22 protein-coding genes and 1 pseudogene are annotated in these 20,297 nt (G+C 68.2%); 13 read left to right on the top strand and 10 right to left on the bottom strand.

Annotated elements, in window-relative coordinates:
- Positions 1 to 77: 77 nt before the first annotated feature.
- From creC to LGM42_RS00245, 3 genes are all read right to left on the bottom strand, one after another.
- Positions 78 to 1,547 carry a two-component system sensor histidine kinase CreC gene (gene creC / locus LGM42_RS00255; RefSeq protein WP_060310677.1) on the bottom strand — a complete coding sequence of 490 codons (1,470 nt, stop codon included), beginning with the start codon at positions 1,545 to 1,547 and terminating at the stop codon, positions 78 to 80.
- A gap of 15 nt (positions 1,548 to 1,562) precedes the next feature.
- The gene (gene creB, locus LGM42_RS00250) at positions 1,563 to 2,276 is read right to left on the bottom strand and encodes a two-component system response regulator CreB (RefSeq protein WP_226231246.1); all 714 of its coding nucleotides are present in this window, start codon (positions 2,274 to 2,276) and stop codon (positions 1,563 to 1,565) included.
- Positions 2,277 to 2,402: 126 nt separating this feature from the next.
- Positions 2,403 to 3,116, bottom strand: a complete 714-nt coding sequence (locus tag LGM42_RS00245; protein WP_226231245.1) for an SDR family NAD(P)-dependent oxidoreductase — start codon at positions 3,114 to 3,116, stop codon at positions 2,403 to 2,405.
- 406 nt (positions 3,117 to 3,522) lie between these two features.
- On the opposite strand from LGM42_RS00245, the gene LGM42_RS00240 reads away from it, so the two are divergent.
- Positions 3,523 to 4,215: a dihydrodipicolinate reductase gene (locus LGM42_RS00240; RefSeq protein ID WP_226231244.1), complete on the top strand. Its 693-nt coding sequence runs from the start codon at positions 3,523 to 3,525 to the stop codon at positions 4,213 to 4,215.
- A 95-nt stretch (positions 4,216 to 4,310) separates the two neighbouring features.
- Here LGM42_RS00240 and LGM42_RS00235 read toward each other — a convergent pair whose 3' ends face one another.
- Entirely contained in the window at positions 4,311 to 5,120 is an 810-nt protein-coding gene (locus LGM42_RS00235) for an SDR family oxidoreductase (protein ID WP_226231243.1), read from the bottom strand.
- Positions 5,117 to 5,950 (bottom strand): molybdenum cofactor biosynthesis F family protein, encoded by an 834-nt coding sequence (locus LGM42_RS00230; RefSeq protein WP_060310671.1) that lies wholly within the window; start codon positions 5,948 to 5,950, stop codon positions 5,117 to 5,119. Before LGM42_RS00230 ends, LGM42_RS00235 begins: the two co-directional genes overlap by 4 nt.
- A gap of 170 nt (positions 5,951 to 6,120) precedes the next feature.
- Between LGM42_RS00230 and LGM42_RS00225 the strand changes: the two genes are divergently transcribed.
- The 3 genes from LGM42_RS00225 to LGM42_RS00215 all read left to right on the top strand — a co-directional run bounded on the left by LGM42_RS00225 (position 6,121) and on the right by LGM42_RS00215 (position 8,783).
- Complete coding sequence (locus LGM42_RS00225; protein WP_226231242.1) at positions 6,121 to 6,915, top strand: AraC family transcriptional regulator; 795 nt, start codon at positions 6,121 to 6,123, stop codon at positions 6,913 to 6,915.
- A 185-nt stretch (positions 6,916 to 7,100) separates the two neighbouring features.
- Positions 7,101 to 8,033 carry a DMT family transporter gene (locus LGM42_RS00220; protein WP_226231241.1) on the top strand — a complete coding sequence of 311 codons (933 nt, stop codon included), beginning with the start codon at positions 7,101 to 7,103 and terminating at the stop codon, positions 8,031 to 8,033.
- 201 nt (positions 8,034 to 8,234) lie between these two features.
- A complete protein-coding gene (locus tag LGM42_RS00215) occupies positions 8,235 to 8,783 on the top strand; it encodes a hypothetical protein (RefSeq protein ID WP_059584770.1) in 549 nt (182 codons plus the stop codon).
- A 93-nt stretch (positions 8,784 to 8,876) separates the two neighbouring features.
- Here the strand turns inward: LGM42_RS00215 and LGM42_RS00210 are convergent, their stop codons facing one another.
- On the bottom strand, positions 8,877 to 9,011 hold the full coding sequence (locus LGM42_RS00210) for an entericidin A/B family lipoprotein (protein WP_006485835.1): 135 nt from the start codon (positions 9,009 to 9,011) through the stop codon (positions 8,877 to 8,879).
- Positions 9,012 to 9,242: 231 nt separating this feature from the next.
- Here LGM42_RS00210 and LGM42_RS00205 point away from each other — a divergent pair, with 231 nt between their 5' ends.
- Positions 9,243 to 10,538, top strand: coding sequence for an aspartate carbamoyltransferase (locus LGM42_RS00205; RefSeq protein WP_226231240.1), 1,296 nt, complete (start codon positions 9,243 to 9,245; stop codon positions 10,536 to 10,538).
- 43 nt (positions 10,539 to 10,581) lie between these two features.
- Here the strand turns inward: LGM42_RS00205 and LGM42_RS00200 are convergent.
- Positions 10,582 to 10,837, bottom strand: a pseudogene (locus tag LGM42_RS00200) (hypothetical protein); the annotation flags it as partial.
- Positions 10,838 to 11,010: 173 nt separating this feature from the next.
- Between LGM42_RS00200 and LGM42_RS00195 the strand changes: the two are divergent.
- From LGM42_RS00195 to LGM42_RS00160, 8 genes are all read left to right on the top strand, one after another.
- The gene (locus LGM42_RS00195) at positions 11,011 to 13,254 is read left to right on the top strand and encodes a TonB-dependent receptor (protein WP_226231239.1); all 2,244 of its coding nucleotides are present in this window, start codon (positions 11,011 to 11,013) and stop codon (positions 13,252 to 13,254) included.
- 3 nt (positions 13,255 to 13,257) lie between these two features.
- Positions 13,258 to 14,013: a tetratricopeptide repeat protein gene (locus LGM42_RS00190; protein ID WP_059584764.1), complete on the top strand. Its 756-nt coding sequence runs from the start codon at positions 13,258 to 13,260 to the stop codon at positions 14,011 to 14,013.
- A complete protein-coding gene (locus tag LGM42_RS00185; protein WP_226231238.1) occupies positions 14,010 to 14,693 on the top strand; it encodes a Fe2+-dependent dioxygenase in 684 nt (227 codons plus the stop codon). Before LGM42_RS00190 ends, LGM42_RS00185 begins: the two co-directional genes overlap by 4 nt.
- A gap of 84 nt (positions 14,694 to 14,777) precedes the next feature.
- Positions 14,778 to 15,017, top strand: a complete 240-nt coding sequence (locus LGM42_RS00180; protein ID WP_021158157.1) for a type II toxin-antitoxin system Phd/YefM family antitoxin — start codon at positions 14,778 to 14,780, stop codon at positions 15,015 to 15,017.
- Positions 15,014 to 15,409, top strand: a complete 396-nt coding sequence (locus LGM42_RS00175; RefSeq protein WP_059585115.1) for a type II toxin-antitoxin system VapC family toxin — start codon at positions 15,014 to 15,016, stop codon at positions 15,407 to 15,409. Before LGM42_RS00180 ends, LGM42_RS00175 begins: the two co-directional genes overlap by 4 nt.
- 133 nt (positions 15,410 to 15,542) lie before the next feature.
- Positions 15,543 to 15,785: a M15 family metallopeptidase gene (locus tag LGM42_RS00170; protein ID WP_226231237.1), complete on the top strand. Its 243-nt coding sequence runs from the start codon at positions 15,543 to 15,545 to the stop codon at positions 15,783 to 15,785.
- 102 nt (positions 15,786 to 15,887) lie between these two features.
- The gene (locus LGM42_RS00165) at positions 15,888 to 16,472 is read left to right on the top strand and encodes an NTP transferase domain-containing protein (RefSeq protein WP_226231236.1); all 585 of its coding nucleotides are present in this window, start codon (positions 15,888 to 15,890) and stop codon (positions 16,470 to 16,472) included.
- 171 nt (positions 16,473 to 16,643) lie between these two features.
- Positions 16,644 to 16,784, top strand: a complete 141-nt coding sequence (locus tag LGM42_RS00160) for a hypothetical protein (protein WP_012339712.1) — start codon at positions 16,644 to 16,646, stop codon at positions 16,782 to 16,784.
- Positions 16,785 to 16,834: 50 nt separating this feature from the next.
- On the opposite strand, the gene LGM42_RS00155 is transcribed toward LGM42_RS00160, so the two are convergent.
- The 3 genes from LGM42_RS00155 to LGM42_RS00145 are packed head-to-tail and all read right to left on the bottom strand — an operon-like array spanning position 16,835 to position 20,255.
- Positions 16,835 to 17,593 carry an SDR family oxidoreductase gene (locus LGM42_RS00155; protein WP_226231235.1) on the bottom strand — a complete coding sequence of 253 codons (759 nt, stop codon included), beginning with the start codon at positions 17,591 to 17,593 and terminating at the stop codon, positions 16,835 to 16,837.
- The gene (locus LGM42_RS00150; RefSeq protein WP_226231234.1) at positions 17,590 to 19,137 is read right to left on the bottom strand and encodes an FGGY-family carbohydrate kinase; all 1,548 of its coding nucleotides are present in this window, start codon (positions 19,135 to 19,137) and stop codon (positions 17,590 to 17,592) included. Before LGM42_RS00150 ends, LGM42_RS00155 begins: the two co-directional genes overlap by 4 nt.
- 29 nt (positions 19,138 to 19,166) lie before the next feature.
- Positions 19,167 to 20,255 carry an alcohol dehydrogenase catalytic domain-containing protein gene (locus LGM42_RS00145; RefSeq protein WP_059584753.1) on the bottom strand — a complete coding sequence of 363 codons (1,089 nt, stop codon included), beginning with the start codon at positions 20,253 to 20,255 and terminating at the stop codon, positions 19,167 to 19,169.
- Positions 20,256 to 20,297: the final 42 nt, after the last annotated feature.

Below are 20,297 nucleotides of genomic sequence, written 5' to 3'. Positions count from 1 at the left end.
GGTCAGCATGAGCGGCCCCGGTGAAGGGCGATTGAAGCCGATGTGAAGCGAATGTGTGGCGGGCGTGAAGCGCGCGATCAGCCCGCCGACGGCAGCGTGAGCGTCGCGCATGCGCCGCCTTCCGCGCGGTTCGCGAGCGCGACCTGGCCGCGGTGCAGCATCGCGACCTCGCGGACGAAACACAGCCCGAGGCCCGTGCTGCGATCCTGCCCGTCGGGCCTCGGTAGCGAATAGAAGCGTTCGAACACGCGCGACAATGCGTAGTCGGGCACGCCAGGGCCGTCGTCCGTGACGCGCACGACCGCGACGTGCGCCCTGCCCGCCGGCTGCCGCTCGAGCGCGATCCGGATGGTGCTGCCCGACGGCGCGAAATCCAGCGCGTTGTCGAGCAGGTTGCCGAGCGCCTGCCGCAGCAGGAACGGATCGCCGTCGACGACCACCGCATCGGCTCCATCGGCCGCATCCGCCGCACCATTCGCGTCGATCCGCAAGCTCACGCCGCGCTGCCGCGCGCGCGGCTCGATATCGTCGACGAGCTGTTCGAGCACCGGCCGCAGCGCGACCGGTTCGTGCACCGACAGGCGCTGCTTCTGCTCGACCTCGGCCAGCGCGAGCAGCTTGCGGATCATCTGTTCGAGGCGGCCGGCCTGGCGGCGGATGTTCTCGGTGAAGCGCCGGCGATTCGCGACCGGCATGTCCTCCTGCAACAGCTCGGCCGCGCCGCTGATCGCGGCCAGCGGGCTCTTCATCTCGTGCGTGAGCGTGTGGATGTAGGTTTCGACGTATTGCCGGTCTTCCAGCCGCCGATGCATGCTTTCCACCGCGCGCCCGAGCTCGGCCAGCTCGTTCGCGCCCTGCAGCGGCATCGACGCGCGCTCGCCGGCCGCGATCGCCCGCGCATAGCGCTGCAGGCGCCGCAGCCCGAGCACCAGCCACCCCGTGCACGCGACGCCGATCAGCATCGCGCCGCCCATCAGCAACGCACCGTACAGCATGATCTTGCGCTGGCTGCGCGCGATGAACGGCGCGACCGTCTGGTTCGGTTTCGCGATCGTCAGCACGCCGATGATCTCGTCGCCGCGCCGGATCGGCGCCGCCACGTGCATCACGGTGCTGCCGTCGTCGTACGGATCGCTGCGCGTGCTGCGCGCGCCGTATTCGCCGCGCAGCGTCCGGTACACGTCGTTCCAGCGCGAATAGTCCTGCCCGACCGCGCTGCCGGACGAGTCGTAGCGCACGATGCCGTGCGCGTCGGTAATGTAGAGGCGGTAGCCGATCGCGTTCTTCTGGATGCCCCACACGTTCGCGCTGACCGGGCGCTCGTGCAGTTTCCCGAGCTGCCGCGCGAACGCGCCGTCGGCGATATGCCCGTTCGCCATGTCGTCGGCGGCCAGCGTCGCCAGCACCTGCGCGGTGTCGACGAGCGTGTCCTCCATCGCTTCGCGCACGCCGGGCTTCACCTCCTGCACGAACACGCGCAGCGTGATCAGCGCGGCCAGGCCGACGATCAGGAAAAAGCCGAAGAAGATGCGCAGGCCGATATGCATGGGCGGAGCCGATCGTTACGGTTGCAGCGAATAACCCATCCCGCGATGCGTGCGGATCGGGTCGCGCTCGGGATCGATCGCGCGCAGCTTGGCGCGCAGCGTCTTGATATGCGTGTCGACCGTGCGGTCGGCCGAATCGAGCGCTTCGTGCCACACGAGATCCATCAGTTGCTCGCGCGAGTAGATGCGCCCCGGATGCCGGACCAGCAGCGCGAGCAGCCCGAATTCGTACCGCGTGAGGTCCAGCGCGTGGCCGAGCCACGACACGCGCGCGCCGTCGATGTCGAGCGTGAAGCCGGAGGCAACCGGTGCGCACGCATCGGCCGGCGCGGGCGCGGGCACCGGTTCCGGCGCGGCCGCCCGGTGGAAGCGGCGCAGGATCACGCGCACCCGCGCCGCCAGCTCGCGCGGCGAAAACGGCTTGACGACGTAATCGTCGGCGCCGATCTCGAGCCCGACGATCCGGTCGATCTCGTCGTGCCGCGCGGTCAGGAAGATCACCGGAATATCGGTGAACGTGCGCAGCCGCCGGCATACCTCGAAACCGCTGAGGTCCGGCAGGCCGACGTCGAGCACCACGAGATCGACACGCGTAGCGCGCAGCTGATCGAGCGCCGCCTGCCCGAGCGTGCAGTGCATGGTCTGCATGCCGTCGGTGCCGAGGGCATAGACGATCGTGTCCGCGATCGCCTGTTCGTCTTCGACGATCAGGATGGTGGGCTGGGTCATGGCCTCGGATTCGGGTCTCGGATTCGGTCTCGGATTCGGGTCTCGGGTTCGGGTCTCGGGTTCGGGTCGCGCGATCCGGTGCGACATTGTACGCACGGCCGGACCCAGCACGCCCTCCCCGGTGCACTACGCGACTCGTCCGCTCACCGGAATCGACGCACCGGTGATCGCCTGCGCGTCGGGCGACAGCAGGAATCCGATCGTCGCCGCGAGCTGTTCCGGGCGGACCCAGCGCGAGAAATCGGCGTCGGGCATGTCCTTGCGGTTCGGCGGCGTGTCGATGATGCTCGGCAACAGCGCGTTCACGGTCACGCCGCGATCGAGCAGCTCCGCCGCGAGCGCCTCGGTGAGCCGCGCGACACCCGCCTTCGCGGCCGCATACGCGCCCATCCCCGCGCCGGCCTTGAACGCCGCGCCCGCGCCGATGTTGACGATGCGGCCGGCCTGGCTCGCCACCAGGTATGGCAGCGCGGCCTTCGACGCATTCAGCGCCGTCTTCACGTTCAGTTCGTACATGCGGTCCCACGTGGCGGCATCGCCGTCGGCGATCGTCTGCCACACGAATGCGCCGGCGATGTTCAGCAGCGCGTCGACCCGGCCGAATTCGCGGTTGACCGTTTCGAGCGCCTGCACGGCGGCCCGCGGATCGACGAGATCGATGCCGCCGATGCGCAACGCATCGGCCGGCACGCCGGGCAGCGCCTGCGCCGCCGGAGCCGTGCCGCGGCCGATCAGCGCGACGCGGGCGCCGCGCTCGCCGAGCCACGCGGCCGTCACGACGCCCAGATGACCGAAGCCGCCGGTGATCGCGACTGCCTTGCCTTTCAGGTGGTGTTCCATCGATGTGTTCTCCTGGATCGAGGGTGATGGGTTGAAATGCCGACAGCGTAGCGCCGTTCACGCGTTCGTGCGCACGGCGATGAGGGTGCCGTAATGCGGTTTCGGCCGTTTCGCTTTGGTTGCGCGGGAGCCCGCCCGGCGGCGTCAGGAAGCGGATCGCGGCCCACACGCCGTGGGGCATCGCAACGTCGCGGGAGAGATCGGTTGCCGAGGATTGCCGAGGGTTGGACGTCGGCGAGCCTATGCGCCGCGGCACCCCATGCCCGGCCCGACAAGCGCGCCAACGGACGGCCGGGCATAATGCGCGATGCCCGCCAGGCGCGGCGCGCGGCACGACAACCAAGCCCGCCTGCCCGACGGCACGTACCACCGCCGACTCGCCTCCCCAATCTCAACCGTCAATCCCATGCAAGTACTCGTCATCGGAACCGGCAAGCTCGCCAACGAGTTGCTCGGCTCGCACACGCTCGACCCGGCCGCCTGCCACGTGATGCCGTGGTCGGACAGCGCGCGAACCGACGCCCGACGTAGCGACGCCCGAACGATCGTCGTCCATGCCGGCTCGGGCCGCGAACTCCCCGACGCGATCGCATTCTGCCAGGCCACCGCGTCGCCGCTCGTCGAATTGTCGACCGGCTCCGACCTCGAAACGGGGACGTACGGCTTTCCGGTCGTGCTGTGCCCGAACACGAACATCCTGATGCTGAAGTTCATGTGCATGCTGGAAGCCAGCGGCCACCTGTTTCGCGACTGCGAGATCGGCGTGACGGAATCGCATCAGGCCGGCAAGACGTCCGTCCCCGGCACGGCCGTCGGTATCGCCCAATCGCTCGGCGTACGGCCGGAAGACATCCGCTCCGTGCGCGACCCGGCCGTGCAGCGCACCGAATTCGGCATCCCCGACGATCAGCTCGGCCGCCATGCGGTTCACCGGATACGCATCGACGACGGCACATGCAGCCTGCAATTCGAATCGCGCGTATCCGGCGCGACACCCTATGCGGATGGCGTATCGCGCATCGTCGAAGCCGTCCGGCAGCACGATCTCGAGCATCGCCGCTATTCGATCGTCGAGTTCATCCGCAACGGCTGGCTGTAGTCACGGCACGGCGTGCGGCACGTGCCCTCATGATGCGGGCCGTCCGCGGATGCCCGCACGGCCTCGCCGAAACCGATGCCCGCGCTGGCTCACCGCTACCCGTTGCCCAGCACCGCCCCGCTCTCCGGCAAGGTCGCGCCGCCGTCGACGACGATCGTCTGCCCGGTGATGTACGCCGCGTCGGCCGATGCGAGAAACAGCATCGCGTTCGCGATGTCCTCGGGCTCGCCCATCCGCGCGAGCGGAATGTCGCGCGCGATCTGCGCGGCGACGGACGCGTCGCCGAGATTGCCGGCCGCCGGCGTGCGGATCATCCCCGGTTCGACGCCGTTGACCGTCACGTTGCGGCGCGCCAACTCCAGCGCCGCCGCCCGAATGAAGCCGTTCACGCCGGCCTTCGACGCCGCGTAATGCGCGAGCCCCGGATAGACGACGCGCGGCCCCGTCACCGACGACGTGACGAGCAGCCGCCCGGCCCCCGCGCGCTCGAAGGCCGGCAATGCGGCCTGCGCAAGCCAGAACAGCGCCGACAGGTTGACCGACAGCGTGCGCTCGAGCGTCGGCTCGTCGATCCGCGTGAACGGCGTCAATGGAAAATACGCGGCATTGTGGACGACGACATCAAGCCGGCCGCCGTCGCGCTCGACCGCCGCGACGAGCGCATCCAGTTCGTCCCGGCTCGCGGCGTCGACCCGATACGCGCGCGCTTCGCCGCCCGCGCTCGCCAGCGCGCCGGCCTGCATGGCCGCCGCGTCGCCGTTCAGGTCGGCCACGGCGACGAATGCGCCGGATTCCGCGAAACGGCGCGCGATCGCCGCGCCGATTCCTTGCGCGGCGCCCGTGACGAGCACGACGCGCCCGCTGAAATCCGCATGCAGGCGGCCGCTGCCCCGCACGGCAGTCATCGCTGCGCCTCGTCGCCGAGCGGATGCACGGTTTCGTTCAGCACCTGCGCGTAAGCGCCGACCGGGAAATTCGACAGCGTGCCGAAATCGCCGCCCTGATAGCCGAAGATCTTGCCGTCGGTCTTGCGTTGCGCGAGGTCGATCAGCACGACGCCGAGCGTCGGCACCACCTTTTCGCGCCACACGAACAGATACAGCGCGTCCGCAATCTTGAAGTAATGACAGCGGTCGACATCGGCCAGCCCGCCTTCGACGCCCTGCAGACACTGCCATGCGTAGAAATTCTCGTTCAGGTAGATGTGCTCGTAGCATTCGGTCGGGCTGTAGCGATACATCGTCCGTTTGCCGATCAGCTCGCGCGTGGGCGCGTGAAGCGGGCCCGGCTCGGCGTGGCCGCCGAGCGTGCCGTGCCGGAATTGCGCGTCGACGGCCGTCAGCGGCAGCCCACGCGCGACGCGCGTGAACGCATCGATGCGCGTGTCGGCTTCCGTCGGCAACGTACCGACGACCGACGTCCACACGCCGTTGTCGAGATCGATCACGAGGCTGACCGATGTCGCCCGAGCGGTGGCATCGATGTAGTCGACGAAGTACAGCCCGTCGCGCAGCCGCGTCACGCGGCACGGCGCGCGGCCGCCCGTATCGGCCACCGCGTCGCGCCACTGCAGCGCACCCGGCTCGAACGTATGGACGCGCCACGCGCCCGATGCGTCGACGAGCGTCAGCGTCCGCCCGACGAGCGCGTCGACGGATGCGAGGATGTTCGCCTCGGGCGCGAAGCCGTCCGCGAGCGCACCTACCTGAATGAATACCGGATCCTGTCGTTCCACCTGCCGCCTCCCGCGCAGCCTCAGGCCCGGCGGGCCGTGTACGCTGCTCATGCGCACATGGTGCGGGCTGCGCGCGCCGCGCGGTATCGGCCAAAAGGATGAAGGGCGCGCGGCGCCGGAACACGCTAAAGTGCACGTGATCCGCGCCGCCCCCGGCGCGAGGAGCGCACATGCATCGTGTCACCCATTACCGACGCACCGGCGAAGGCATCGAGGCAATCAGCCTCGAGTCCGACCGCGCGTTTCCGCGCCACGCGCACGACGAATTCGGGGTCGGCGTGATCGTCAGCGGTGCGCACCGGTCGTGGAGCGGCCGCGGTCAGGTCGACGCGCTCGCAGGCGACGCGATCATGGTCAACCCGGGCGAGGTGCACGACGGCTCGCCGCTCGAAGCCGGCACCGGGCGGCGCTGGCGGATGCTCTATCTCGCCCCCGCGCTGGTCGCGAGCGTCGCGGCGGAAGAAGGCATCGGCGGCGTCGAGCTTGCGCATCCGGCCGTGCGCGACACGCGGCTTGCGGCCGCCGTCGGCCGGCTGCATGCGCGCATCGTCGCAGGCGAAACCCAGCCGCTGGCCCGCGACGAAGCGCTCGTCATGCTCGTCGCCGGGTTGCTCGCCCGGCACGCAAGCCGCACGCTGCCGGCGGCCGGCGTCGCGCCGGCGGTCCGCGTCGCGCGGGAGCGGCTCGACGCGGCGCCGGCCGCACCCGTGTCGCTCGCCGAGCTGGCCGATCTGAGCGGCGTCAGCCGCTTCCAGTTGCTGCGCGGCTTTGCGCGCGAGCTCGGCATCACGCCGCATGCATACCTGGTTCAGTCGCGCGCGCGGCTGGCGCGCGCGCTGCTGGCCAGCGGCCTGCCGATCGCCGATGCCGCGGCCGAAGCCGGCTTCGCCGATCAGAGCCACCTGACGCGCGCATTCGCGCGCCAGTTCGGCATCACGCCGGGGCGGTTCACGCAGGCGGGTTGAGTAACGCCGTCGGCCGCGCAACGCCCGGGGGCGCCGGGCGCACTGCGTTCGAAAGCGACTACCCCTTCGAAGGCCGCCGCGACCTGTTGCGTCAGCGCAAGCCAACGGTTCACCACCTTCAGTCCCGTCCCTGGCTGCAATTTCGTTCAAGACGCACGCTGCCGCCATACACGACGATGCAGCGCATGAAGACACGACTGATCGGCTATCTCTATCTCGCCGCCGCGATGGCGGGCGTCGGCAGCACCGTCATCGCGAGCCGTCTCGCGGCCGGCGGCCTGCCGCCGTTCGCGGCCACCGCGCTGCGCTTCCTGATCGCGACCCCGTTGCTGTTCGCGATGATGCGCGCGCAGCGCATGCGCTGGCCGCGCATCTCCGCACGCGATGCCGTGCTGCTCGTCATTCAGGCAGCGGCGGGCGGCGTCGGCTATACGGTGCTGCTGATCAGCGGCACGAAGCTGTCGTCGCCGCTCGATGCCGGCGTGATGCTCGGCACGTTGCCGGCCATGTCGACGCTGATCGCGGCCGTCGTGCTGCGCGAGCGGCAGACGCCGCGCGACTGGCTGGCCGCCGCGCTCGCCACGGCCGGCGTGCTGTTCGTCACGTTCGCGCCGGGCCATGCGATGCCGTCGCTGCAAACACTTGCCGGCGATGCGCTGGTGCTGGCGGCCGTCGCATGCGAAGCGGTCTTCATCCTGCTCAATCGTCGGCTTGCCGCGCCGTTGCCGCCGCTTGCGCTATCCACCGCGATGTCGGGCCTCGGCTTCGTGCTCGCACTCGTGCCGGCCGCGTTCGAATGGCATGCGGTGGCGAGCGGCTGGACCGTCGGCGCCGTGTCGGCGATCGTCTACTACGCATTGATTCCGACCGTGCTGGGTTACCTGTGCTGGTATGCGGGCTCGGCGCGCACGAGCGGCACCGAGGCGGCCCTGTTCACCGCGATCGCGCCGGTTTCGGCCGTGCTGTTCGCGGTCGCGCTGTTCGGCGAAACGCTGACCGGCACACGTGTCGCCGGCATCGCGCTCGTCGTCGCCGGCATGCTCGTCGGCGCGACGCGACGGCGCGAGCCGCCCGTCGAACCGCGCGCCGCGCTCGCCGCGCAGGCCGCCGCCGACTGACTCGCGTTCGTCGCGTCCTCGCGGAGACGGCGGCGCCTCCGTCGACGTCGCAGCGCTCGTCGATCCAGCCTTTCCGTCACACGGTCGACCGACTGTAGGAATGTGTCCGCGCACCGCAAAACCGTTGCGCACGACTGCGCAAGATGCAATATTCGCGTGGCCGGCCCCTTTGACCACCATCGAACAACACTCCGCCACGCAATGAACAGGAAGGAAGCCAAAACAAGAATCGCGGTGCTGCTGTCCGCGGGAACGAGGAAGGCCGACGCACTGGCCGAGCTATCCGGGCAAGGGCTCAAGGATCGCGTGCTCGCGCACCTGATCGCGTCGCGCCCCGACCCTGAACGCTGCCGCAAGAACAAGATACACATCCGGATCCTGATCGCGCTCGGCATCGCGCAGTTGGTCATCAGCCTGATGCTTGCGTACTACTTCCTCGCGTCCGGCGCCGGCGGCGTCCTGGTCACCGCCTTCCTGGCGTTGACCGTGCCGCTGTCGCTGCTGTTCATCTGGGGCTTCGCGACCCATCGTGTCGGCGCCTATCACGCGTTCATCCTGCTGTCGCTGCTGCAGATGCCGAAGACCGTCGCCGATCTCGGGCGGGATCCGTCCGCCGCGCTGCCGAGCCTCGCGATCACGGTCGCGCTGGTCGGTTATGTCTGGTTCGTCCGCAACCGGTTGTTCCCCGACTACGGCTGGTTCACGCCGCGCAAGGTCGAGGGCCGCTACGCGTTCGTGGAACGCGCCTGACGCCGGCGGCATCGATTCGTACGCAAAAAAGGCGCCGGGCCGCCCGCCATCGCGGGAAGGCCCGGCGCCTTCTGCATGCCGGAACCGGTCGGCTTACTTGGCCTTTTCAGCCGAATCGCTGATCGCCTGGCCGCCCTTCGAAATGTCCTGGCCCACGCCGGCGACGGTATTGCAACCGGCGAGCGCGGCGGTCACCACCAGCAGCATTGCAGCAATCGTACGCGTCATTCTCATTCTCCTTCGAATCAACAAGCCCGACCGGGCGAATCGTGTGCGGCGCGGCGCCCGGCACGCTGCCGGACACGGGGCCTGACCTGATTATACGGAGACCCGCGCCGCGCGCCAGTACGGCCCCGCGAGTGTCATACGCGCCACCCCTGCGCGCACAGATTTTTCTTGACTTCATCGCGGCAGAAACTAATATACGCACCGCGTATATTTTCCGCCCAGGAGCCGCCGATGACCGTTCCCCAGCAAGCCTTCCTCCGCGACGCGATGCGCCGCCTCAACATGACCCGCGAGGCATTCGCGAATCGCATCGGCGTCAGCCGCCGCGCGCTGGATACGTGGCTGCTTCCGGACGATTCGCAGGAATCGCGCGGGATGCCCGAAATCGTCGAGCGCTTCGTGTCGGAAATCGTCGAGCGTTCGGCGCCGAATGGCGAGAACTCTACGCAAAGCGTAGACAAACAAGGGCTCGCGAAGCAATTCCTGTTCGAAGGCAAGCCGCAATTGATCTCGGTCGACCAGTTTTCGCGGGATTCGGTCGAGGCGCTGTTCCGCGTGGCCGACGTCATGCAGCCGATCGCGCGGCGTCACAAGATTTCACGCGTGCTCGAAGGCGCCGTGCTCGGCAACCTGTTCTTCGAGGCCAGCACGCGCACGCGCGTGTCGTTCGGCGCGGCCTTCTGCCGGCTCGGCGGCTCGGTGTGCGACACGACGGGCTTCACGTTCTCGTCGATGGCGAAGGGCGAATCGATCTACGACACGAGCCGCGTGATGGCCGGCTACGTCGACGCGCTCGTGATCCGCCATCCGGAAAAAGGCTCGGTGGCCGAATTCGCACGGGCGACCAACCTGCCGGTGATCAACGGCGGCGACGGCCCCGGCGAGCACCCGAGCCAGGCGCTGCTCGACCTCTACACGATCCAGCGCGAGTTTTCGCGGCTCGGCAAGATCGTCGACGGCGCGCACATCGCGCTGGTCGGCGACCTGAAGTACGGCCGCACCGTGCACTCGCTCGTCAAGCTGCTCGCGCTGTACCGCGGGCTGAAGTTCACGCTCGTGTCGCCGCCGACGCTCGAGATGCCGGCGTACATCGTCGACCAGATCTCGACGAACGGCCACGCAGTCGAGCAGACGAACGATCTCGCGGCGGGCTTGCGCGGCGCGGACGTGGTCTACGCGACGCGGATCCAGAAGGAGCGCTTCACCGACGAGTCGTTCGAAGGCTATACGCCGGATTTCCAGATCAACCAGGCGCTCGTCGACTCGGTGTGCAAGCCCGACACGCTGATCATGCACCCGCTGCCGCGCGACAGCCGGCCCGGCGCGAACGACCTGTCGGTCGACCTGAACCGCGACCCGCGTCTCGCGATCTTCCGGCAGACCGACAACGGCATTCCGGTGCGGATGGCGATCTTCGCGGTGCTGCTGGGCGTCGAGAATCTCGTCCAGCATTCGATGCGCGACGCGACGTGGCGCCCGCCGGCATACCTGGGGCCGGAGGATGCGGTGTTTCACGGAATCGACTGATCTGCGGCCGGTGGCGCGCGCCCGAACGGGAATTTGCTGCAGTTCAAGGGCCGCGCGCAGACGTAACGCATTCAACGCGCCGACTTGCACGGCGCGTTGTCATTTTCGGCGCCGGTGACGTGACGGCCGCCGACCCGGCGCCGGCGGAACCAAGCGTCGATCACACGCAGGCCTGCTGCTTCGAACGGCGCGACGTCGCGCGTGGCCACGATCGAACCGTTCGAGGCGGCGATTGCAGCGACGAAGCCATCGGCAGACGCCATTGCGTTGCCTGTCGCTCCCCGGCCACGAGCCTTCGCCCCCTCCGCAACATTCGTCAACAATTCCCCGACAAATGAGAACAAGAACGCTTCTCATTCGTAAAGAAATTACATAGAATGCCGCCTGAAAACAAATCGTAATAATCCCCGCCGGCATGCACATTTCCGTAGCGCACTGCCCCGGGAGCCACACCGCGAGGTCGAAGCGCACCATGAAGTCCCGTCCCGACGAGCTGAAGCTCGGCAAGTTCACCACCCTCTGCAGCGTGCTGGCCGCGAGCCCCGCGTTCGCCGACGGCACGCCGCCTGCGGCGCCCGCCGGCACCGAAGGCCATCTCGCACCGATCGAGATCCAGGGCAAGACCGAGCACAGCTACAAGGCCGACTTTTCCGCTTCCGCGAAATTCACCGCGCCGCTCGTCGACACGCCCAAATCCGTCACCGTGATCCCGCAGGAACTGATCCAGAACAGCGGCGCGACCACGCTGACCGAAGCGCTGCGTACCGTGCCCGGCATCACGTTCGGCGCCGGCGAGGGCGGCAACCCGCTCGGCGACCGTCCGTTCATCCGCGGCTACGACACGCAGGGCAGCATGTTCGTCGACGGCATGCGCGACACGGGCGCCACCACGCGCGAGATCTTCAACACCGAGCGCGTCGAGATCACCAAGGGTTCCGACGGCGCGTACGGCGGCCGCGGCGGCGCGGGCGGCAGCATCAACCTGATCACGAAGGCCCCGCACCTCGGCACGACGGCCGCCGCGAGCGCGGGCCTCGGCACCGACCGCTATCGCCGCTTCACCGCCGACGGCAACTGGCAGTTCGCCGATCACGCCGCGTTCCGCCTGAACCTGATGAGCCACAACAACGACGTGGCCGGCCGCGACGCCGTCAACAACGAGCGCTGGGGCGTCGCGCCGTCGATCGCGTTCGGCCTCGGCACGCCGACGCGCGTGACCGCGAGCTACTACCACCTGCAGACGGACGACATGCCCGACGGCGGCATCCCGTACTTCTATACGACGTCGAACAAGCCCGCGAACGTCGGCACGATCTATCCGGCGCCCGTCGATCGCCACAACTTCTACGGCCTGATCGACCGCGACTTCCGCAAGACCACGTCGGACATCAGCACGATCAGGATCGAGCACGACATCACGCCGAACCTCACGGTGCGCAACACCGCGCGCTACACGGAATCGACGCAGGACTACATCTGGACGCAGCCGGACGACAGCCAGGGCAACGTGGTGAACGGCAAGGTCTGGCGCCGCAACAACAACCGCAACAGCGCGATCAACAGCCTCGCGAACCTGACCGAGCTGTTCGGCGAATTCCGCACGGGCCCGTTCAAGCACAGCTTCAACACCGGCATCGAGCTGTCGCGCGAATGGGGCAAGCGCGACTCGTACACGGTCGCGACCGACACCGGCAAGATCTGCCAGAAAGGCATCGGCGCCGCGTCCGGCTACAACTGCACGAGCCTGTGGTCGCCGAACCCGAGCGATCCGTGGGCCGGCTCGATCTCGCGCAACAACGACTACGCGCATGCGCGCACCACCACGAAATCGATCTACGGCTTCGACACGATCGAGATCACGCCGCGCTGGCAGGTCAACGCCGGCGTGCGCGTCGACGACTACTCGACCCGCTTCACCGATACCAAGGCGAATGGCGGCAAGACCTACACGCGCGACGACACGCTGTTCAACTGGCAGGCCGGCCTCGTGTTCAAGCCCGCGCGGAACGGCAGCCTCTATGCGTCGTATGCGACGTCGTCGACGCCCGCCGGCATGCTGCTCGGCGAAGGCAGCGAAACGCAGTCGCTCACGCCGGGCCGCGGCGGCGTCGGCCCGAATGCCGATCAGCTTTCTCCGGAAAAGAACCGCAGCATCGAACTCGGCACGAAATGGAACGTGCTGAACGACAAGCTGTCGCTGACGGCCGCGCTGTTCCAGATCGACACGACGAACGCGCGCGTGACGCTGCCGAACAACCAGTACGCGATGGTCGGCAACAAGCGCGTGCAAGGCCTCGAGCTCGGCGTCGCAGGCCAGATCACGAAGCAGTGGCAGGTGTTCGGCGGCTACACGTACATGAAGAGCGAACTGCGCGACAACGGCAAGGACACCGCGAACAACGGCAACCGCTTCCCGAACACGCCGAAGCACAGCCTCACGATGTGGTCGAACTACGACATCACGCCAAAGTTCACGGTCGGCGGCGGCGCGTTCTACATGTCGGAAGTGTTCGGCGATCCCGCGAACCTGCGCGCCGTGCCGTCGTACTGGCGCTTCGACGCGATGGCGCAGTACCGGATCAACAAGAAGCTCGATCTGCAACTGAACGTGAACAACCTGTTCAACCGCACCTACTTCGATCAGGCGTATCCGGCGCACTATGCGTCGATCGCGCCGGGCCGCTCGGCGTTCGTCACGCTGAACGCGCGCTACTGATCGATGGAGGCCGTGTCGCTGAAGGCGCTCGCGTCGGTCTCGCCGCGCGAGTTCGCCGACATCCTGGCCGGGCCGCCCGAGCGCGCCGCCGCGTGGGTCGCGGCGGCGGCCGAGCACGGCATCGTCGATGCGCAGGCCGTGTACGGGCAATACCTGCTCGACGGCCACGGCGTGCCGCGCGATCCCGCGGCCGCGCTCACGTGGTTCCGGCATGCCGCGCAGGCGAATCATCCGATGGCGATGAACATGCTCGGACGCTGCTACGAGTTCGGCTGGGGCACGGCCGCGTGCGCGCCGGTCGCCGTGTACTGGTACCGGCTCGCCGCGCAGGCGGGCCTCGACTGGGGCATGTACAACTACGCGACCGCACTCGCCCTCGGCAACGGCGTCGACGAGAACCGCGCCGACGCGCTCGAGTGGTTTCGCCGCGCGGCCGCGCTCGGCCATGCGAAATCGATCAACCTGATCGGCGGCTTCTACGAGGACGGCTGGGTCGTACCGGTCGATATCGATGCCGCGTTCGACCACTATCGCCGTGCCGCCGTTGCCGGCGATTTTCGCGGCCAGTTCAACTACGCGCGGCTGCTCGCCGAGCGCGGGCGCATCGACGAAGCGCTCGTGTGGCTCGCGCGGGTGCCGGCCACCGCGACACCCGCGTTCATCGCGAAGATGCGCGCGTATCTCGTGTCGTCGCCGCTCGACGCGTTTCGGTCGGCGGCGATGCAACTGGCGCCGCACGCAATGGAATCCGTATCATGATGCTTCACATCCCCGGCGTACTGACGCAAGCGCAGGTCGCGCAATGCCGCGACCTGCTCGATGCCGCCGAATGGGTCGACGGCAACGCGACGTCTGGCGCGCAGTCCGCGCTCGCGAAACGCAACCGGCAATTGCCGGAAGGTTCGCCCGCCGCACGCGCGGTGGGCGACGCGATCCAGGATGCGCTCGCGCGCCATCCGCTGTTCTTTTCGGCGGCGCTGCCGCTCAAGGTGTTTCCGCCGCTGTTCAATCGCTATGCAGGCGGCGAGACGTTCGGCACGCACGTCGACAACGCGATCCGGCTGCTGCGCGGCACGGATTTCCGCGTGCGCAGCGACCTGTCGGCCACGCTGTTCCTCGAGGAACCCGATGCGTACGAGGGCGGCGAGCTGTGCGTCGAGGATACGTACGGCGTGCATCGCGCGAAGCTGCCGGCGGGCGACCTCGTGCTGTATCCGGCATCGAGCCTGCATCACGTGACATCGGTAACGCGCGGCGAGCGCGTGGCGTCGTTCTTCTGGATCCAGAGCATGGTGCGCGACGATGGCGACCGCACGCTGCTGTTTCAGCTCGATACGCAGATTCAGGCGCTTTCCGCGGAGAAAGGCGCGAAGGATCCGATGGTCATTTCATTGACCGGGATTTATCACAACCTGTTGAGGAAGTGGGCGGATGCGTAGCGCGAGCCGGTCACGCCCACGGCGCTTGCGCCGCATCGAAATGCGAGGCTAAAATGACCATAGTCTGATGACCATGACCATATCATGATGCCGCACGCTCCCGTATCGAAATCCGAATTCAAGGCTCGCGCCCTCGAATACTTCCGGCTCGTCGAGGCGTCGGGCGAAAGCCTGATCGTCACCGACCACGGCAAACCGACGCTCGAGATCCGCCCGTATCGCTCGCGCGAAGCCCAGCCGTTGGACATATTGCGCGGGTCGGTCATGCGCTACGACAATCCTCTCGATCCGATTGCGGAAGATGATTGGGAGGCGTCGCGGTGATCGTGCTGGATACGCATGCATTGGTGTGGTGGGTAGCGGGCGACCCCGCGCTCAGCAAGAAGGCGCGCAGCGCGATCGATCGCGCGCGGAGCGAAGGCGCGCTCGCCGCATCCGCGATCTCCGCGTGGGAAATCGCGATGCTGGTGCGCAACGATCGCCTCGCCCTGACGATGGATGTCGACGCGTGGCTCGCCACCGTCGCGCAGATCGACGGCATGCGTTTCGTGCCTGTCGATGCCGACATCGCCGCGAAATCCACCGACCTGCCCGGCACGTTCCACAAGGATCCGGCCGATCGCATGATCGTCGCGACCGCGCGGCGTCTCGGCGCGCCGCTCGTCACGCGCGACGAAAAAATCCGCGCGTACGCGCACGTCAAGACGCTCTGGTAAGCGTCGCCCGCGCTCGGGTCATATCGCGGCGCGTTCTGCACGAGACTCTGGCATATTGGCGATTCGTCTGACCAAAACGACCGCGGCCACCCTGCTCGACATCGGCCGGCGGCCTGCAACCGGCCTCGCCATCATGAACGCCACCGACCTGGAATCGTCCGGCGCGTGCTACACGCACAACCCGTTCATCAGCCGCGCGGCCGCGCGCAACCGCCAAATCCTGATCGACGCGCTGACGCACGCCGGCTTCACGAATTACCCGTCCGAATGGTGGCACTGGTCGTTCGGCGATCGCTATTGGGCCGTGATCCAGAACGAATCGCACGCAATTTACGGTCCTGTCGACGAAAGCATGCTCGACGAAGCGGCGCGATGACAGTTTTCCCGATTCGGCAGGCGTGATTCGGTAACATCCTCACTTGCCGATCCCCGTGTGCTCCCGCACAATCGCAGCACCTGCCTCACTCCCCTCGCGCCGATGTCCTATGCGTCACTCGCCACCGGCGTCCTGCTCGCCGGCGGCCTTGGTCAACGCTTCGACCCGAGCGGCCTGCACAGCAAGCTGCTCGCCCGGCTCCCCGACGGCACGCCGGTTGCGGTGGCCGCCGCCCGCCGTCTCGCGGCAGCCACCGCCGACGTGATCGCCGTCGTGCGTCCCGGCGCCGAAGCGCTTGCAATTCTGCTGAACGAAGCCGGCTGCCAGGTCGTCTATGCCCCCGACGCGTTGCGGGGCATGGGCGCGAGCCTCGCGGCCGGCGTCCGCACGACGCCCGACGCGAGCGGCTGGCTCGTCGCGCTCGGCGACATGCCGTGGATCGCCGCTTCCACCTACGAAACGGTCGCACGCGCGCTCGAAGCCGACAACGCATCGATCGTCGCGCCCGCGCATCGCGGCGTGCGCGGGCATCCGGTCGGTTTCGCCGCGCACCACTTCGAAGCACTGGCCGCCCTCGACGGCGACACGGGCGCCCGCGCGCTGTTCGCCAGCGCACCGGTGCAACTGCTCGACATCGACGATCCCGGCATCCTGCGCGACGTCGATACACCGGCGGACTTGCGCTGACTTCGATTGCGCGACCTCGCGAGATCCCGCACGAACACCGTCAATACGCGGATTTCGCCGACGATCGGCAGCCTGCCGCAAGAACCCGCTGCAAACGCGCGCCCGATTGGCTATAACCAAGACGAGGCGCGTCCGCCGCGCCACCGCCGTCACGCACCGCACGAGTTCTCCATGAGCGACCACACGACCCCGACACCCGAGCCACCGGCCGACCCGAACCGCGACCCGGAAGACGACCCGTTCTCGTCGCCGCCCGGCCATCACGACAACCCGCAGCAGCCGGACGGACCGCCGAGCAAGGATCCCGTCTAGCCGCGCGCCGGCCGCGCCGCGAACTCGACCGCCACGTCCGTGACGAAGGCCTAGCGCGCCGTATACCCCCCGTCGATCGGCAACGACACACCGCTGATCATCGACGCCGCATCGCTCAGCAAAAACAGGATCGGCTCGACGACTTCGTCCGGCTGCGCGAACCGGCCGAGCGGAATCGCGGCGAGCATCGGCTCGCGCTTGTCCGGTTCGCTCCACGCGAACTGCGCCATCGGCGTGAGCGTGACGGTGGGATTCACGCTGTTCACACGAATGCCGTGCAGGCCGAGCTCGATGCACAGCACGCGCGTGATCGCGTCCATCGCCGCCTTCGACGCGCAATAGCTCAGATGCGCGGGCAGCCCGACGAGCGACGCCTGGCTCGACACGTTGACGATGCTGCCCCGCGCGTGCGCGTCACCGCGTCCGTCGCGCTCGATCATCCTTCGCGCCACGGCCCGCGCGACGAGCGCCGCACCGCGCGCATTGACGGCCATCACGCGATCGAAATGCGCGGCTTCGACGTCGAGCGCAGGCTCGAGCGACGCGATCCCCGCGCAATTGACGAGGCCGTCGAACGCATCGTACGCGGCGAGTGCGGCATCGATCGCGTGTTCGTCGCCGCCGACATCCATGCGCAACGTATCGCACGCAATCTCCGCGGCGAGCGTGTCGAGCGCGGCCATGTCGCGCGCCGCCGCGACGACGCGCGCGCCTGCATGCGCCAGCGCGACCGCGCACGCACGGCCGATTCCGCTCGAGGCGCCCGTGACGAGCACCGTCGACCCACTGAAATCGAATCGTGTGTTCATGATGATGTCCCGAGCCTGTGCATGATCGGCCTGAGTGCCGGATACAGCGCCGTGTAGAGCGAAAAACGCGCGTCGTACGTTTTCGCGCGGTCGGCGTCGGGCCGTGCGCGCTCGACGAGCGTGACCCAGCCGCCCTGTGCGTCGTCGCGTGACACGAGCCCTGCGCCGACACCCGCGAGCAGCGCGGCGCCCATTGCGGCTTCGACGTCCTGCTCGATCGTCCACACCGGAAAACCCGTCACGTCGGCGATGATCTGCATCCACAGCGCCGAATGCGCGGCGCCGCCGACGACGATCAATCGATCGTCCAGCGCCGCCGCGCCACGGCGGCCGGCCTCGATGTTGTGGCGCAACGCGAACGCGACGCCTTCGAGTACCGCACGATAAAGATGCGCACGCGTATGCGCGAGACTCAGCCCGACGAACGCGCCGCTCGCCTTCGCATCCCACACCGGGCTGCGCTCGCCCATCAGGTACGGCAGAAACAGCACGCGGTCGGCGCCGGCCGGCACGCGCTCGGCCGCCTCCTCGAGCAACATGTGCGGATCGCCGTGCGGCAGCAGGCGCGCCGCATCGATTTCCGCGTGACAGAACTGGTCGCGAAACCATGCGACCGATGCGCCGGCCGTGATCGCGCCGCCGAACACGTACAGGTCGCGCTGCCCGTCGAACACGTGCGGCATGCTGACGAGGCCGTGGCGCGCATCGACGTGCCGGTTCACGTAGCCCCAGCACATGCTCGTGCCGATCATCGCGACGTGCTGCCCGGTGCGCGTCGCGCCGGCCGCGAAGGTCGCCACCGCCGCATCGACGCCGCCTGCCACGACGGGCGTGCCGGCCGGCAGGCCGAGTTGGGCGGTCCATTGTGACAGCAGGCCGCCGACGACGTCCGTCGAATCGACCAGCCGCTCGGGCATCATCGTCGCCGGAATGCCGAGCATGTCGAGCGCGTCGTCCGACCACTCGCGGCGCGCGACGTCGTACACGCCGCCGATATTGCCGGCCGAACTGTGGTCGACCGCGACTTCGCCGGTCAGCAAATAGATCACGTACGCGTTCGGCGGCAGGAAATAGCGCACGTTCGCCCACACGTCCGGCCGCTGGTCGCGCAGCCACAGCATCTTGGTGAACCCGTAGTAGCTGTCGACGCCGTTGCCGGTGATCACGCGCAGCCGCTCGACGTTCACGTGCTCGTTGACCCAGTCGACTTGCGCGGTCGCGCGCCGGTCCATCCAGATCAGGCACGGATGCAGCGGCCGCATGTCGATGTCGACCGGGATGCCCGAGCCGCCGTACAGGCTGCTCACGCATACCGCGCGGATCGCATCGGCCGGCACGCCCTGCGCGCGCGCGTCGCTCACGCAGCCCGCGATGCAGTCGAGCACCGCGTCGAACCACACCTTCGGCCACTGCTCGGCCCACAGCGGGCGCGGCGTATCGGGCTGGTAGCCGGCCGAGCGCCGCGCGACGATCGTGCCGTGCCGGTCGACGAGCAGCGCCTTGGTGCTCTGCGTGCCGATGTCGACGCCTATGACGTATTCCATGATGTCTCCGGTGAGGCGCGCGCCGGCCGTCAGCGGGCCGGCTTCAGCAGCACCTTGATCGATTCGGGCGATTTCGCGACGCGGATCGCGTCGTCCCATTCCTCGAGCGCGAAACCGTGCGTGACGATGCCCTTCGACGTGACGAGCCCGCGCGCGAGCAGGTCGATCGCGACCGGATAGCAGTATGGCCCGAGATGCGCGCCGCGTACGTCGAGCTCCTTGCGGTCGCCGATGATCGACCAGTCGACGGTCGCGTCCTCGCCGAACACGCTGAATTCGACGAAGCGGCCGAGCTTGCGGATCAGGTCGAGCCCCTGGTTCACGCCGACCGGCGCACCGGTCGTCTCGATGTACACGTCGCAGCCGTAGCCGTCGGTGAGCGCACGGACGATCTCGCGCGCGTCGTCGCGCTTCGGGTTGATCGTCACGTCGGCGCCGTACTGCCGCGCGAGTTCGAGCCGTTCGTCGATCAGGTCGATCACGACGAGTTTCTTCGGCGTCTTCAGGTGCGCGACCTGCGTCATCATCAGCCCGAGCGGGCCCGCGCCCGCGATCACGACGACGTCGTCGAGCTGGACGTCGCCGCGGTTCACCGTGTGGATCGCGCACGACAGCGGCTCGATGATCGCGGCATCCTCGAGCGATATGCCGAGCGGGATCTTGTGGACGATCGCGGTCGGCGGAATGCGCATGTATTCGGCCATCCCGCCGTCGGCGACCTCGCGCTGGAAGCCGAAAATGTTGTGCACCTCGCACATCCAGTACTGGCCCGACCTGCAATAGCGGCACTTCCCGCACGGCACGATCTGCTCGGCGATCACGCGCTCGCCCAGCGCGACGCCGAAATGCTCGGCCGCGCCGTCGCCGAGCGCTTCGACATAGCCGAAGAATTCGTGGCCGGGAATCACCGGCGCCTTCACCCATGGGCTCGGGCCGCCCCAGAACATCTTGGCGCCGGTGTAGCACTTGCAGTCGCTCGCGCAGATGCCGCACGCGGCGATGCGGATCACGAGCTCGTTCGTACCGGGGCGCGGCATCGCGACCTGTTCGACGCGATAGTCCTCGGGGCCGTGGCAGACGACCGCGGTCATGCGCGGTTTGGCTTCGGGTGTCGTCATGAGTTGTCTCTTTTCTGAATGATTCGGATAACCGATATTTCC

The organism is Burkholderia sp. AU39826 (assembly GCF_020419965.1).
GTDB lineage: Bacteria > Pseudomonadota > Gammaproteobacteria > Burkholderiales > Burkholderiaceae > Burkholderia > Burkholderia semiarida.
The sequence above is the reverse complement of the archived record's forward strand: the minus strand, read 5'-3'. Positions and strand labels throughout refer to the sequence as shown.

Excerpts from the sequence above, each read along its gene's own strand:
- creC (WP_060310677.1), bottom strand. The coding sequence starts at position 1,547 with ATGCATATCGGCCTGCGCATCTTCTTCGGCTTTTTCCTGATCGTCGGC.
- creB (WP_226231246.1), bottom strand. The coding sequence starts at position 2,276 with ATGACCCAGCCCACCATCCTGATCGTCGAAGACGAACAGGCGATCGCG.
- LGM42_RS00245 (WP_226231245.1), bottom strand. The coding sequence starts at position 3,116 with ATGGAACACCACCTGAAAGGCAAGGCAGTCGCGATCACCGGCGGCTTC.
- LGM42_RS00240 (WP_226231244.1), top strand. The coding sequence starts at position 3,523 with ATGCAAGTACTCGTCATCGGAACCGGCAAGCTCGCCAACGAGTTGCTC.
- LGM42_RS00235 (WP_226231243.1), bottom strand. The coding sequence starts at position 5,120 with ATGACTGCCGTGCGGGGCAGCGGCCGCCTGCATGCGGATTTCAGCGGG.
- LGM42_RS00225 (WP_226231242.1), top strand. The coding sequence starts at position 6,121 with ATGCATCGTGTCACCCATTACCGACGCACCGGCGAAGGCATCGAGGCA.
- LGM42_RS00220 (WP_226231241.1), top strand. The coding sequence starts at position 7,101 with ATGAAGACACGACTGATCGGCTATCTCTATCTCGCCGCCGCGATGGCG.
- LGM42_RS00215 (WP_059584770.1), top strand. The coding sequence starts at position 8,235 with ATGAACAGGAAGGAAGCCAAAACAAGAATCGCGGTGCTGCTGTCCGCG.
- LGM42_RS00210 (WP_006485835.1), bottom strand. The coding sequence starts at position 9,011 with ATGACGCGTACGATTGCTGCAATGCTGCTGGTGGTGACCGCCGCGCTC.
- LGM42_RS00205 (WP_226231240.1), top strand. The coding sequence starts at position 9,243 with ATGACCGTTCCCCAGCAAGCCTTCCTCCGCGACGCGATGCGCCGCCTC.
- LGM42_RS00195 (WP_226231239.1), top strand. The coding sequence starts at position 11,011 with ATGAAGTCCCGTCCCGACGAGCTGAAGCTCGGCAAGTTCACCACCCTC.
- LGM42_RS00190 (WP_059584764.1), top strand. The coding sequence starts at position 13,258 with ATGGAGGCCGTGTCGCTGAAGGCGCTCGCGTCGGTCTCGCCGCGCGAG.
- LGM42_RS00185 (WP_226231238.1), top strand. The coding sequence starts at position 14,010 with ATGATGCTTCACATCCCCGGCGTACTGACGCAAGCGCAGGTCGCGCAA.
- LGM42_RS00180 (WP_021158157.1), top strand. The coding sequence starts at position 14,778 with ATGATGCCGCACGCTCCCGTATCGAAATCCGAATTCAAGGCTCGCGCC.
- LGM42_RS00170 (WP_226231237.1), top strand. The coding sequence starts at position 15,543 with ATGAACGCCACCGACCTGGAATCGTCCGGCGCGTGCTACACGCACAAC.
- LGM42_RS00165 (WP_226231236.1), top strand. The coding sequence starts at position 15,888 with ATGTCCTATGCGTCACTCGCCACCGGCGTCCTGCTCGCCGGCGGCCTT.
- LGM42_RS00160 (WP_012339712.1), top strand. The coding sequence starts at position 16,644 with ATGAGCGACCACACGACCCCGACACCCGAGCCACCGGCCGACCCGAAC.
- LGM42_RS00155 (WP_226231235.1), bottom strand. The coding sequence starts at position 17,593 with ATGAACACACGATTCGATTTCAGTGGGTCGACGGTGCTCGTCACGGGC.
- LGM42_RS00150 (WP_226231234.1), bottom strand. The coding sequence starts at position 19,137 with ATGGAATACGTCATAGGCGTCGACATCGGCACGCAGAGCACCAAGGCG.
- LGM42_RS00145 (WP_059584753.1), bottom strand. The coding sequence starts at position 20,255 with ATGACGACACCCGAAGCCAAACCGCGCATGACCGCGGTCGTCTGCCAC.